We start from the raw sequence: 12,905 nt of genomic DNA, 5'->3' as shown, positions 1-12,905 counted from the left end.
TGCTTTAGATCTTAAGAGTTATGATTTTCGCGCGATCGGCAGTGTACAGCAGCGGAAGGAACCACCTGATTTTATAATTTCGGATAAATCAACTTCAACGACGATAAAACCTGCATCCTTAAGCTGTTGATTCACGTTTGAGTTTTGCGGAAGGCTGATGACCAACTGCTGACCAATGGACAAAACGTTTGTCCCCATTTGGAATTGCTCATTTTCATCGACTTCAATGCAGTGAAAGGTCTTCTTTAACAACTGAACATCTTGCTTTTCAAAAGCAGGAGAGTGTAGGAGGGCGGTGTTCTCATCAACAATATTGAACGCGCAATCTAAATGCAGAATATCGTCACGCAATTTTAATGGAATGACTTCATATTCAGGAAGCGCTTTTTGCAAATGTTCAACGGCTGCCATACTCGTACGATCACTGATTCCTACATAAATGGTGCCATGATTAATAATGACGTCCCCACCTTCAATCGAAGGACCAAACAGTCTCGTGAACGTGACGTCTTCTTTTTCTAGAAAATCAAGCAGCGGTTTAACCTCCTCCTGGCGGACATCGCTCGCAAGTGAGGAAACAAACATTTGATCTCCTATGCAAAATCCTATATCTCTCGTGAAAACCTGCTCATTTAATTGGGGGCTTGTTGGTAAGTAGTCGACTTGAATATGGTGGCTTTGAAGGACTTTTACGAAATGGGTATGTTGTTCCACGGCTAGATCAATATCAATATTTTCGTTTGCGAAATGCTTCTGTGTTTCATTAATAATTTTAGTGATCTTCATATGCTCAGGTTTACTTACGAGCACCTTCTTCAGAGCGTCATATTCATTTCGACATCCCTTTGACTGATTTGAATTCGCGTTCTTTGTTTGCATCTTGATTCCTCCATCGACCGGATTGTGTATTTCTTATATTTTCACATAAACCGACATACTCTAAACATAAATCGTAAATCTTACTATTATTTCTAATTTGAAGGCTTTCCTGCGCACACTGTTTACAAAGTTCAATCGATGACTCAATGGCCCAGCTGCTCTCTGTTTTCTCGTTCACTTCTACAGCATAAACATAAGCATCAGAACACTCTTTCAACAGACGTGCCTCTTTTAATTGTTCGGTCGATGAGTTCATGAGTATTCCCCTTTTTTATTGATTATACTATAAGGATTCCTCTTTCCGGGCTTCTAAAACAGAGAAGAGCACATTAGCAGCGTGGCGTTACAGAGGAATTACTTCCAATTGTGGGTCTTTACGATGATATAGCAAAAACCCGCTTCCTTTTTAAAAAGTAAACGGGTTTTGAGCTCTATTTAAAGCTTTCAGCATGAGCCTTCACTTGCTCTTGCCTGGGTTTATTAGGGACTTCGTGATGGTGACGGCAGCGTGGCTCGTACGATTCAGAAGCACCTACTAAAATAATCGGATCATCATAGGATGCAGGCTCCCCATTGATCAAACGCTGCGTTCGACTTGCAGGTGAACCGCACACAGGACAAATCGCATTCAGTTTCGTTACACTTTCGCTTAACGCCATAAGTTCTGGAACTTTGCCAAATGGCTCTCCCCGAAAATCAGTGTCGAGTCCGGCGACAATCACACGAATTCCTCGATCGGCCAAGCATTCCACGACTTCTACAATATTGTCATCAAAAAACTGCACTTCATCAATGCCCACAATATCCACGTCATCGCCAACCTCTGGAAGAATCGCCAGGGATTCACTAATTGGACGAGCCAGTACAGAAGTTCCGTTATGAGAAACAATGGAATCTTCTTTGTAACGATTGTCAATTGCTGGTTTATATACTCGAACGGACAAATTTCCATATGTAGCTCTACGTACACGACGGATGAGTTCCTCCGATTTTCCACTGAACATACTTCCACAGATGACTTCAACCCAACCACTTTGCTTCATTACATACACGTTCACTGCCGCTCCCTTCTCCTACTTACACGTCATTAAAAAAGCTCTCCCTTTGGCGAACGCTACAGCTGATCGCCTCAGGACAGCTTTTAAAATTCATTCTGTTTTATTTATTGCCGAAGCGAGGGTTTGCTAACCATTCGCTAACCTTTTATTCTCAAGCGGCCAGACACTCGCGGCATAGACCGCCACTGCATGGTTTTGCTTGGGCGGCCAGGACGGGGGTCAGTTCGACGTTGGCACAGGACGTGCCGTTCTTAGTCGAACTTCTTCTACCCAGGCCTAAGCCGCCCCTTTCCGCTTTTCTTACTGTCTAGCTGCAAGGGGCAGGCCTTAGCGTCGTAAGCAACCCCATTACGTGGCATAGATCGCCACTGCATGGTTTTGCTTACGCGTGTCAGGCCTAAACCGCCCCTTTCCGCTTTTCTTACTGTCCAGCTCCGGCTCGCAGGACCTAGCGACATAAGCAACCCGGCTACGTGAAGAAAGAACACTTCACTTCGCCGGTTTGCTTATGCGTACGCTCCTGAACACTCGCCTGCGCTTTTCTTTTTACTAACAAAAAACAGGCAAACGGTTTGATATTTGCCTGTTTTTGCTCAAAATTATCAATGTTCACCATAGAAGGTGTCCATTCATTATTATGAAAGGTTATATTTTTTCTTAAAGCGATCAACACGGCCGCCAGCTTTGTCAGCTTTCTGTTTGCCTGTGTAGAACGGATGAGACTCTGAACTAATTTCAACACGGATCAATGGGTACGTGTTGCCATCTTCCCACTCGATCGTTTCGTTAGATGATTGTGTAGATCCGCTTAGAAACTTGAAATCAGAACTTGTGTCTAGAAATACCACTTTACGGTATTCTGGATGAATTCCCTCTTTCATGTTCTTCCACTCCTTTTTGCCCTGAATCCTTTTGAAACAGAGTTATTGTAAGAGCCTTCGAAGGTTAGTCGTTACACCTTTTACTGAAACTCACATAGAAAGATTATATCAGCACTAGATTGTCATTGCAACAGCCTAATTGCATTATTATTTTCTAGCTCCTGCTTTTGCTGGCTTGCCCTGCTTCCCTTGCATATCCTGATCCATGAGTTCGAAAAATTCTTCGTTGTTCTTCGAAGCACGCAATCTGCGCAAGAAACGATCGGAGAAATCATGGGCATCGGACATCGTTTTGCGGATGGCCCATATCTTATCCAGTTCGGTTTTTGGCAGAAGCAGCTCTTCTTTTCGCGTTCCGGAGCGAACGATATCGATCGCTGGGAAGATGCGGCGTTCCGCTAAGCTGCGGTCAAGATGCAGCTCCATGTTCCCGGTTCCTTTAAATTCTTCATAAATGACATCATCCATGCGTGAGCCCGTATCAACGAGCGCCGTCGCTAAAATCGTTAAGCTGCCGCCTTCTTCAATATTACGCGCCGCACCGAAGAAACGTTTCGGACGGTGAAAGGCTGCTGGATCAATACCACCAGAAAGTGTACGTCCACTTGGCGGGATGACTAAGTTATACGCCCTGGCAAGACGAGTAATGCTATCCATTAACACGATAACGTCACGCTTATGTTCCACTAAACGCATCGCTCGTTCAAGGACAAGCTCCGCTACTTTAATATGGTTTTCTGGTACTTCATCAAATGTTGAACTAACCACATCAACATCAGGAGCAACAGATCGTTCGATGTCTGTTACTTCCTCTGGACGTTCATCGACGAGTAAAATAATTAATTTTGCCTCAGGATGATTGGTTGTAATGCTGTTCGCCATCTGTTTTAAAAGCATCGTCTTCCCTGCTTTAGGCGGTGCGACGATTAAGCCACGCTGCCCATATCCAACCGGCGCCATGATATCCATGATTCGCGTAGAAAGCTTTTTGCTTTCTGTCTCCAGCGTCATTTTACGATCTGGGTAAAGAGGCGTTAATGCTGGAAAGTGAACGCGTTCTTTTGCTGTTTCCGGGTTCTCACCGTTGACGGCGTCTACGTGAAGCAAACCGTAATAACGTTCATTTTCTTTAGGAGGGCGAACCTTCCCTGAAACTTTGTCCCCGTTTCTCAAATCGAATCTACGAATTTGAGAGGCTGAAATATAAATATCTTCGGCACTTGGCGAATAGTTAATTGGGCGTAAGAATCCAAATCCTTCTGACGGAATAATCTCAAGAATTCCGTCCATAAATAAGAAACCATCTTTCTCTGCCTGTGCTTTTAAAATTGCAAAAATCAACTCTCGTTTTGTTAGCTTCGCATAATAGGAAACTTTGAATTGCTTAGCTAAAGCGTAGAGTTTTTTCAAGGTCATCGTCTCTAAACTTGAAATTGTTACTTCTGACACATGATCACCACTTTAATTTATTTTTGACCTGTAGATGTTGTATACCCGAGCGTGCCTTCAATCATCGATCCTTTTGACAATCTTATGTTTGGATGAATACGTGAAGATGGGTTGGAAGGTAAATGAAGTCTGCAGAGGGTTACGGTTTATTTATCTTTTAAGAAACACTATACATTGTACAACTTGTTTGGATAAGGATTCAAGAATTTTATCAGGCAGGTGAATTTAGGAGAAATGAAAAAGGGAAGAAGACCAGATAGGCTCTGGTCTCTTTAGTTAACCCTTTTAGCAGAAAAGCTCTTCTTTTATCTAATCACTAGATTTGGTTTCTTCTTCAAACTATGATCGCCATCAATAAAACGGACGGTGCCTGACTTCGCTCTCATCACAAGCGTTTGAGTCGTTGCTTTCTGTCCTTTAAACTGAACGCCTTGCAACAGTTCCCCGTCAGTTACGCCTGTAGCAGCGAAAATGGCATCTTCTCCTCCACAAAAATCATCCATGTAGAGGACCCGGTTAACATCATCAATACCCATTTCCTTGCATCGAGCCAGCTCTTCGTCGTTGGCAGGAATGAGTTTCCCTTGGATTTCGCCTCCGAGGCATTTCAAGGCTACAGCAGCAAGCACCCCTTCAGGTGCACCACCCGAACCAAATAGAATGTCGACACCCGTATCATCAAAAGCGGTGTTAATCGCCGCAGCTACGTCCCCGTCAGGGATTAGCTTGATTCTAGCTCCAGCCTCACGAATTTCTTCGATAATACCCTGGTGGCGTTTACGGTTCAATACTGTGGCTACGACATCTTCTACATCTTTATTCTTCGCTTTCGCGACAGCAGCTAAATTATCTGCAATCGAAGCATTAATATCCACTTTTCCTACAGATTCGGGCCCGACCGCAATTTTATCCATATACATATCAGGAGCATGCAAAAGCTGGCCGTGGTCCGCAATCGCAATAACAGCAAGAGCGTTCCACGTTCCCTCAGCATCGATGTTCGTTCCTTCAAGGGGGTCTACGGCCACGTCTACTCGCGGACCATAGCCATTTCCTAGCTTCTCCCCTATGTAAAGCATCGGCGCCTCGTCCATTTCGCCTTCCCCAATGACGACCGTCCCTTTCATAGGAATGGTATCAAAAACATCACGCATGGCAGAAGTAGCTGCATCATCAGCCTCTTCTTTTCTTCCTCTTCCCATCCAACGGGCAGACTTCAATGCAGCTGCCTCTGTCACTCTTACTAATTCCATCGATAAACTTCTTTCCATGGATCTTCTCCCCTTGGCGGTACCAGGTACATAAATGCTTTATTATTGTGGTTTTACCTCTATTTCAGCTGTTGTTGTTGCTTTCCCACTGTTTCAGCTGTTGCTGTTGCTTTCCCACTGTTTCAGCTGTTGCTGTTGCGGTACCAGGTACACAAAACGCTTTATAAGATTCATTGATGCTTATGTGTATTTGTGTACCTGGTACCGTAGTGCTTGCTACATTCAGTGCTGCTGCGGTTTTTCCACTGTTTCGGCTGTTGCTGTAGCGGTACCAGGTACACAATCGCTTTATAAGATTCATTGATGCTTACGTGTATTTGTGTACCTGGTACCGTAGTGCTCTAACTATAGTCTGTGCTGATACCGTTGTGCACTTACTATAGTCAGTGCTGACACCGGAGTGCTCTCACTACATTCTGTCCTGGTACCGTTGATACCGCAGTTATTTAAATTAAGAGTTCTGGAATTGTTCGACTTCTTCTTCGGACATTTCCTCATACCAGATGTTGGCACCGAGTTCGATTAGCTTGTTCGTGATGTTTTCATAGCCTCTTTCGATATGGTCTACACCTGTAATTTCGGTGATCCCGTCCGCCATCAATCCAGCAATGACGAGGGCAGCGCCGGCTCGTAAGTCAGAGGCTTTCACTTTAGCTCCTTCGAGCTTAGAGGGGCCGGCAACGATCGCCGATCCGCCTTCAACTTTAATCGAAGCATTCATACGCCGTAATTCATCGATGTGTTTAAAGCGGGCTTGATAAATGGTGTCGGTTACGACTCCTGTCCCACCTGCCTTTGTCAGCAGCGTCGTAAACGGCTGCTGCAGATCCGTTGGGAACCCTGGGTAGACGAGCGTTTTTATATCGACGCTCTTTAATGCTTTTCCAGGTTTGACATAGAGCTGTTCATCATTCTCTTCAATCGTGACGCCCATCTCTCTAAGCTTCGCCAATAATGATTCAAGGTGTTGAGGAATGACATTATCAATTATCATCTCTTCGCCTTGAGCTGCGGCCATAATGGTATAGGTTCCTGCTTCAATACGGTCTGGAATGATCGTATGCAAGCAGCCGTTTAATTCTTCTACACCTTCAATACGGATGACGTCCGTACCAGCACCTTTGATCTTAGCGCCCATACTAGCCAACAATGTAGCCACGTCAATGATCTCTGGCTCTTTAGCAGCATTTTCGATCACTGTTTTGCCTTTGGCTTTTACAGCAGCGAGCATGATGTTAATGGTAGCTCCCACACTGACCACGTCTAAATAAATGCGAGCACCACGAAGCTCTTTGGCTCTTAAATAAATCGCACCTTGCTCGTTTGTTACTTCAGCACCTAAAGCTTCAAATCCTTTAATATGCTGATCGATGGGTCTTGGTCCTAAGTGACAACCGCCCGGCAGACCAATCACTGCCTTTTTAAAGCGCCCAAGCATGGCTCCCATAAAGTAATAGGAAGCTCTTAACTTCTTCACTCGACCATTTGGAAGCGGCATCGATATCATTTCCGATGGATCAATTTCTAAGGTTTGTCCATCTTTATGAACGGTACCGCCAATTTCCTCCAACAATTCTGATAAGGTATGAACATCAGAGATATTAGGAAGACCTTCAATGGTTACTTTTGAATTCGCCAAAATAGCTGCCGGAAGTAAAGCTACAGCACTGTTCTTTGCTCCACTTACGCGCACTTGGCCGCGCAAGCGAGTTCCACCTTCTACTAAAAGTTTTTTCATGAGTAACTCCTCACTTTAAGGTAAAGATTCTGACCTTAGTGTATGCATGTTTTTCCAATTGACTCGTTACTTTTGATTATTCCAGTCATTTAAGAATTTTTCAATACCCTGATCAGTGAGCGGGTGCTTAACAATTTGTTCAAAAAGCTTGAATGGAACGGTGGCGATGTGGGCTCCATTTAGTGCGGATTCAGTAAGGTGCATAGGGTGTCGGATGGATGCTGCGATGATCTCAGATTCAATCGCATGGCGGTCGAATATCTCTGCAATTTGAGCAATTAGCTCCACTCCGTTTTGGCCAATATCATCCAAACGACCTAAGAATGGTGATACGTAGGAGGCGCCGGCACGTGCAGCAAGAAGGGCCTGATTAGCTGAGAAAATTAATGTGACGTTTGTTTTAATATTTAAATCGCTTAACGCTTTAACAGCCTTCAAACCTTCCAGCGTCATAGGCACTTTGATGGTAATATTTGGAGCGATGGCAGCTAGTTCTTTGGCTTCCTTTAACATTCCTTCTGCATCCAATGAAATCACTTCAGCACTTACCGAGCCTTCTGTTACTTCACTTGTAATTTCGCGCAGTCGATCGTGAAAGGATACCCCTTCCTTAGCAACTAAACTTGGGTTCGTTGTTACTCCGTCAAGAAGACCGAGTGCATTTGCTTCTTTAATCTCTGAAATATTTGCTGAATCAATGAAAAATTTCATAATTAATCCTCTCCCTGAATGAGATTTTGTCGAATGATGGCGTTTTCATAGATGTGGAAAAGGAAACCGCTACATCGTAACGGCTTCCTTTTTGTTCATTATGCTTTTTGAGAAGAACCAAATTCACGCATTTTTCCAATAACTGTTTCCTTGATCGCGTCGCGGCCAGGTCCAAGATATTTACGTGGATCATATTGCTCAGGCTGTTCAGCCAATACTTGACGTACAGCTTTACCTTGAGAAATTTGGTTTTCTGTGTTTACGTTAATTTTCGCTGTACCGAAAGAAATAGCTTTCTTAATGTCAGCTGTAGGGATTCCTGTTCCACCGTGAAGTACAAGCGGCTTGTCCACAAGACCCATAATTTCTTCCATGCGGTCGAATCCTAGGTTCGGTTCACCTTTGTAAGGTCCGTGTACAGAACCTAGTGCTGGTGCAAATACGTCAACGTTTGTTTCGTCAACGAGCTGCTTACACTCAGATGGAATCGCGTATGCCGCTTCAGCGTCATCAACGATTAGGTCGTCTTCCTGCCCGCCTACACGGCCAAGTTCTGCTTCAACAGAAACTCCGTGGATGTGTGCAAGCTCTACAACTTTTTTCGTAACAGCAATGTTCTCTTCTAGAGGATCGTGGGATGCGTCGATCATTACAGAAGTGAATCCAGCATGAATTGCTTCCGCACACTTCTGGAAGCTTGATCCGTGATCTAAGTGAATCGCTACAGGAACAGTCGTACCGTAGGACTCCATAAGAGATTTAACCATTGCTACGACAACGTTAAATCCTCCCATATAACGTCCAGCACCTTCAGATACCCCAAGGATAACTGGAGATTGTTCTTCTTCAGCAGCCTGAAGAATCGCTTGAGCGTACTCTAAGTTGTTAAGGTTAAACTGTCCTACTCCGTAGCGTTCTTCCTTCGCTTTTTCTAGCATTTCTTTCATTGAAACTAACGGCATGAAAGATCCTCCTTTAAAAATGTATCTTATCTATTACTAACATATATTTGTGCATTTTCAACAAAAATATGTCACGTAAGCTGATGTACAGTATTAGAATACCAATACCCTAAAGAAGGTGCAACAGCAATCAGGAGAGATAACGCTTACATGCCAAAAAAAGATTATAGTTTCTCTTTCGAAATGGTTTTTGCTACTAAATCACGCATCATATGGATATCAAATGGTTTTGGGATAATCTCTTTCACAAAGGAGTAATCCGTATCTTCTTGTATTGAATTCGGGGAGAGCCCTGTCATAATTAACACAGGCTGGTGAATGTTTTGATTATGCAAATACTCGAGCACTTCGCCGCCGCTCATCAATGGTAGTTTATAATCCATTAAGATAAGATCTGGATGATGTTCAATAACTTGTTCACATGCTTGCTTTCCTGTTTTTGCTGTGATGATTTCATAGCCGTCGCTTTTCAACAATTCCTCAAGCAACAGGCGTATGCCTGGTTGATCGTCTACTACGAGCACTTTGTTTCCCATCTTTTTTCACTACCTTTCCACAGAAACATGCATCTCCTATACTCATTAAGTCTTTTAGGCTATATTTCTACATACTCCTGCCGTAATCCTTCATTTTTTGAAAAAAAGTGAAAGGATTAAAAATAATTCTCATCTATTAAGTTGGAAATACTCCTAAAAACTGGGCTTTTCTTTGCTTTTCTTCCAAAAATCGAGAAGTTATTATTTTGTAAAATTTAGAGGGATGTCCTCGAATCCCGTATAAATATTCACTGGATTTTATTTTTACAATATAAAAAACTGCCTTAATCGTTCTTACCTGGACAGGAAGAACTCTCAAGACAGTCCTTTATTACTTCGTATTAATTACAGCTCCGATAAAGCCATGGAACAGCTGCTGTGGACGCTCTGGACGAGATTTGAATTCTGGGTGGAACTGGCTGGCAACAAACCATGGGTGATCTTCCACTTCGATGATCTCAACGAGTCGGCCATCGGGGCTCGTACCGGAGAAAATAAACCCATTTTCTTCCATTTGTTCACGGTAATGGTTGTTAAACTCAAAACGGTGACGGTGGCGTTCGTATACGACTTCTTCCCCGTATGCTTCCATTGCTTTTGTTCCGTGCTTCAAGCGAGAAGGATAAATTCCAAGGCGCAAAGTTCCGCCAAGGTCGGAAACTTCTTTTTGCTCTGGAAGCAGATCAATGATCGGGTGAGGTGTAGCTGGGTTAATCTCAGCTGAGTGCGCACCTGTAAGCCCTAGTTCGTGACGAGCAAACTCTACCGTTGCCAGCTGCATACCTAAGCAAATTCCAAGGAACGGTACTTTTTGTTCGCGAGCGTAACGAATCGCTTGAATTTTCCCTTCAATCGCACGATCTCCAAATCCTCCAGGGACAAGGATGCCATCAACATCTGATAAATGCTCGGCTGCGTTTTCAGGCGTCACCTCTTCAGAATTCACCCATTTAATTTGAACATCTGCATCGTAGCTGTAACCTGCATGCTTCAATGCTTCAACAACTGAAATATAGGCATCCGGTAGTTCCACATATTTACCAACAAGACCAATGGTTGCTTTATCTTGTAAATTTTTCACGCGATTGACGAGCTTGTTCCACTCGGTCATATCAGCAGGCTCGGTTTGCAAGCCAAAATGTTCACATGTTAATTCATCAAGTTTTTGCTGCTGCAGCGTAAGCGGCACATCATACAACGTATCTGCGTCTCCCGCTTCAATGACAGCGCCCTTATTAATGTCGCAGAAAAGGGCAATCTTTTCTTTCATATCGTCGGAAATTTCCATCTCGGTACGAAGCACGATGACATCAGGCTGAATGCCTAATGAACGAAGCTCTTTTACGCTGTGCTGTGTTGGCTTTGTCTTCATTTCCCCTGCGGCTTTTAAATAAGGCACAAGTGTACAATGTAAATACATCACGTGCTCGCGTCCGATGTCGCTCTTAATTTGGCGGATCGCTTCTAGGAATGGCAAGGATTCAATATCCCCTACGGTTCCGCCAATTTCAGTGATAACGACATCTGCATTCGTCTCATGACCTGCACGGAATACCCGATCTTTGATTTCATTGGTAATGTGAGGAATAACTTGAACCGTTCCGCCAAGGTAGTCTCCGCGACGCTCTTTCTTAATCACGTTGGAATACACTTTACCTGTTGTCACGTTACTAAATTTATTTAAATTAATATCAATAAAGCGCTCGTAGTGACCTAAATCCAAGTCCGTTTCCGCACCATCATCCGTTACAAAAACTTCACCGTGTTGATAAGGACTCATCGTCCCTGGATCGACGTTAATGTATGGGTCGAACTTTTGAATCGTTACTTTAAGACCGCGGTTTTTCAGCAAGCGACCCAGCGATGCTGCTGTGATCCCTTTTCCTAAAGACGAGACTACGCCGCCTGTTACGAAAATATATTTTGTTGCCATGGAGTATCCCTCTTTCTATTAATTTCATTTGGTTGGCTTTTCGATCTATTGAAAAAGACATATCTATAGTATGTGTCAGAGAAAAACAAAAAACGCTCCCCACGAAAGGGGAGCGTTATTAACGTTCAAAAAATTAAAGAGCCCAAATAAAATAATACTCATTCGGCATTTGAAAGTCAACCTTAGGATTCATCTTCCTCGTCTTCATCACCAATGAAGCTGACATCATTTTCAACGACCTCTTCTTCCTCTTCGTCGAGATCATCTTCATCATAGTCACCTTCGAAGCCATCATCGTCGTCAAGATCAAGATCTTCATCCGTCAATTCGATCTCATCCAGTTCGCTCTCTTCTTCATCATCATAACCTTCTACCCCAAGCTCGTCCTCAAGCAGCTTGGAAGGCTTTTTCTTTTTCTTTTTCTTCTTACGTTTTTGTGGAAGAGCGGCGATTTCTTCTTCCAGTTGCTCAACAGGATACCAGTTCTTTAATCCCCACCGGTTTGTACCAATGGTCATAAAGCTGCCATCCAAGTTTAAATCCGTATAGAATTGTGCAATATATTGTTCCTTCTGAGATTCACTGAAGTTTTTAAGATTAGCGATTTGTTCAAAAATATCATTGAAATCTTTCGCTTCTCTCTCTTCCTCTAAAATGATCGTAGCCAGTCTAATCATGGAAATTTCTTCAATTTGCTCTTTGCTTAGTTCTTTAATCGTCACGATCCTAGCACTCCTTTAATCATTCAAATGCAAGCATACAGGCATACGAATGACATATAATCATACCCCTCATTATATGGTTAGCTTTAACAAAAATCAATCTTTCTATATGGAATAGACGATCTTATTTGGTGGTGGTACAATTTTAGCGTAAAATAAGAGCAGATTGAGCATAAAGGAGAGTCAAATCATGCTTAAAAAAGTACACCCATTTAATTGGATTGTTGCCATTATTCTACTCGTTGCTGTTGGTATTTGGCTTTACATGAGCTTTGGTTATATCTACGAAGAGCATGTAACCGAAGCGACACTTGAAGAGAAAAGCCACGATGATGATGGTTACTATGTGACGATCGACGGCGAGGAGATTGTCGTTGAAGACGAGAGCCTGTGGATGGTTCTTGAAGAAGATGAGGATTACGAAGTCACTTATGAGTGGTACGGTCAAAAACAACCGTATATGGTAGATATTAATCAAGCGCACGACGATGATTCTGTTGGCGGCGGGCATTAATAGAAGAAACGAGCTTCCTTTTTGGGAGGCTCGTTTTTTTACATCTATTTTCTTCTATCCTTGGAAAGAAAATGATTCCCAAAGCTTCCATAGGTGAAGGATCCACCATTTCCGCGGACGAGCGCCCGAGCTTCCTCGCGAAACCCACTCTCGGTGATCTCGGCTCACTCGTTCTTCCGCAGGAGTGAAAGAGGCCTCAGTCCTGGTAGTCCCTTAAAACAGAAGAAGACTTTCCCCATCTAGCTCACATT

The 12,905-nt window shown here is 43.3% G+C and carries 13 protein-coding genes; 1 reads left to right on the top strand and 12 read right to left on the bottom strand.

Translation table 11 applies throughout. The annotated features are described in order from the left end of the window. Positions 1-18 precede the first annotated feature (18 nt). From IEV27_RS10490 to rpoE, 12 genes are all read right to left on the bottom strand, one after another. The gene (locus tag IEV27_RS10490; RefSeq protein WP_188377409.1) at positions 19-879 is read right to left on the bottom strand and encodes a dimethylarginine dimethylaminohydrolase family protein; all 861 of its coding nucleotides are present in this window, start codon (positions 877-879) and stop codon (positions 19-21) included. Further along, positions 830-1,135 carry a hypothetical protein gene (locus IEV27_RS10485; RefSeq protein ID WP_188377408.1) on the bottom strand — a complete coding sequence of 102 codons (306 nt, stop codon included), beginning with the start codon at positions 1,133-1,135 and terminating at the stop codon, positions 830-832. The genes IEV27_RS10490 and IEV27_RS10485 overlap by 50 nt, the downstream gene beginning before the upstream one ends. Positions 1,136-1,310: 175 nt before the next feature. Next, positions 1,311-1,931 carry a thymidine kinase gene (locus IEV27_RS10480; RefSeq protein WP_188377589.1) on the bottom strand — a complete coding sequence of 207 codons (621 nt, stop codon included), beginning with the start codon at positions 1,929-1,931 and terminating at the stop codon, positions 1,311-1,313. Positions 1,932-2,572: 641 nt separating this feature from the next. Beyond that, positions 2,573-2,818 carry a type B 50S ribosomal protein L31 gene (locus IEV27_RS10475; protein ID WP_188377407.1) on the bottom strand — a complete coding sequence of 82 codons (246 nt, stop codon included), beginning with the start codon at positions 2,816-2,818 and terminating at the stop codon, positions 2,573-2,575. 147 nt (positions 2,819-2,965) lie between these two features. Next, on the bottom strand, positions 2,966-4,267 hold the full coding sequence (rho, locus tag IEV27_RS10470; protein ID WP_188377406.1) for a transcription termination factor Rho: 1,302 nt from the start codon (positions 4,265-4,267) through the stop codon (positions 2,966-2,968). 305 nt (positions 4,268-4,572) lie between these two features. After that, positions 4,573-5,538, bottom strand: a complete 966-nt coding sequence (gene glpX / locus IEV27_RS10465; protein ID WP_188377405.1) for a class II fructose-bisphosphatase — start codon at positions 5,536-5,538, stop codon at positions 4,573-4,575. A 451-nt stretch (positions 5,539-5,989) separates the two neighbouring features. Continuing rightward, a complete protein-coding gene (gene murA, locus IEV27_RS10460; protein WP_188377404.1) occupies positions 5,990-7,276 on the bottom strand; it encodes a UDP-N-acetylglucosamine 1-carboxyvinyltransferase in 1,287 nt (428 codons plus the stop codon). 66 nt (positions 7,277-7,342) lie between these two features. Then, positions 7,343-7,987, bottom strand: a complete 645-nt coding sequence (gene fsa / locus IEV27_RS10455) for a fructose-6-phosphate aldolase (RefSeq protein ID WP_188377403.1) — start codon at positions 7,985-7,987, stop codon at positions 7,343-7,345. A 98-nt stretch (positions 7,988-8,085) separates the two neighbouring features. Further along, the gene (fba, locus tag IEV27_RS10450; protein WP_188377402.1) at positions 8,086-8,949 is read right to left on the bottom strand and encodes a class II fructose-1,6-bisphosphate aldolase; all 864 of its coding nucleotides are present in this window, start codon (positions 8,947-8,949) and stop codon (positions 8,086-8,088) included. 164 nt (positions 8,950-9,113) lie between these two features. Next, positions 9,114-9,485: a response regulator gene (locus IEV27_RS10445; protein WP_188377401.1), complete on the bottom strand. Its 372-nt coding sequence runs from the start codon at positions 9,483-9,485 to the stop codon at positions 9,114-9,116. Positions 9,486-9,816: 331 nt separating this feature from the next. Next, on the bottom strand, positions 9,817-11,418 hold the full coding sequence (gene pyrG / locus IEV27_RS10440) for a CTP synthase (RefSeq protein ID WP_188377400.1): 1,602 nt from the start codon (positions 11,416-11,418) through the stop codon (positions 9,817-9,819). Between the two features lie 182 nt (positions 11,419-11,600). Further along, positions 11,601-12,140 carry a DNA-directed RNA polymerase subunit delta gene (gene rpoE / locus IEV27_RS10435; RefSeq protein WP_188377399.1) on the bottom strand — a complete coding sequence of 180 codons (540 nt, stop codon included), beginning with the start codon at positions 12,138-12,140 and terminating at the stop codon, positions 11,601-11,603. Positions 12,141-12,330: 190 nt separating this feature from the next. Between rpoE and IEV27_RS10430 the strand changes: the two genes are divergently transcribed. Then, on the top strand, positions 12,331-12,654 hold the full coding sequence (locus IEV27_RS10430; RefSeq protein ID WP_188377398.1) for a hypothetical protein: 324 nt from the start codon (positions 12,331-12,333) through the stop codon (positions 12,652-12,654). Positions 12,655-12,905: the final 251 nt, after the last annotated feature.

The organism is Halobacillus andaensis (assembly GCF_014636475.1).
Lineage (GTDB): Bacteria > Bacillota > Bacilli > Bacillales > Halobacillaceae > Halobacillus_A > Halobacillus_A andaensis.
This window is presented reverse-complemented; position numbering and strand designations above follow the sequence as displayed.

Coding starts and splice junctions, on each gene's coding strand:
- fba (WP_188377402.1), bottom strand. CDS start 8,949: ATGCCGTTAGTTTCAATGAAAGAAATGCTAGAAAAAGCGAAGGAAGAA.
- IEV27_RS10475 (WP_188377407.1), bottom strand. CDS start 2,818: ATGAAAGAGGGAATTCATCCAGAATACCGTAAAGTGGTATTTCTAGAC.
- IEV27_RS10485 (WP_188377408.1), bottom strand. CDS start 1,135: ATGAACTCATCGACCGAACAATTAAAAGAGGCACGTCTGTTGAAAGAG.
- IEV27_RS10490 (WP_188377409.1), bottom strand. CDS start 879: ATGCAAACAAAGAACGCGAATTCAAATCAGTCAAAGGGATGTCGAAAT.
- fsa (WP_188377403.1), bottom strand. CDS start 7,987: ATGAAATTTTTCATTGATTCAGCAAATATTTCAGAGATTAAAGAAGCA.
- pyrG (WP_188377400.1), bottom strand. CDS start 11,418: ATGGCAACAAAATATATTTTCGTAACAGGCGGCGTAGTCTCGTCTTTA.
- IEV27_RS10445 (WP_188377401.1), bottom strand. CDS start 9,485: ATGGGAAACAAAGTGCTCGTAGTAGACGATCAACCAGGCATACGCCTG.
- IEV27_RS10430 (WP_188377398.1), top strand. CDS start 12,331: ATGCTTAAAAAAGTACACCCATTTAATTGGATTGTTGCCATTATTCTA.
- glpX (WP_188377405.1), bottom strand. CDS start 5,538: ATGGAAAGAAGTTTATCGATGGAATTAGTAAGAGTGACAGAGGCAGCT.
- murA (WP_188377404.1), bottom strand. CDS start 7,276: ATGAAAAAACTTTTAGTAGAAGGTGGAACTCGCTTGCGCGGCCAAGTG.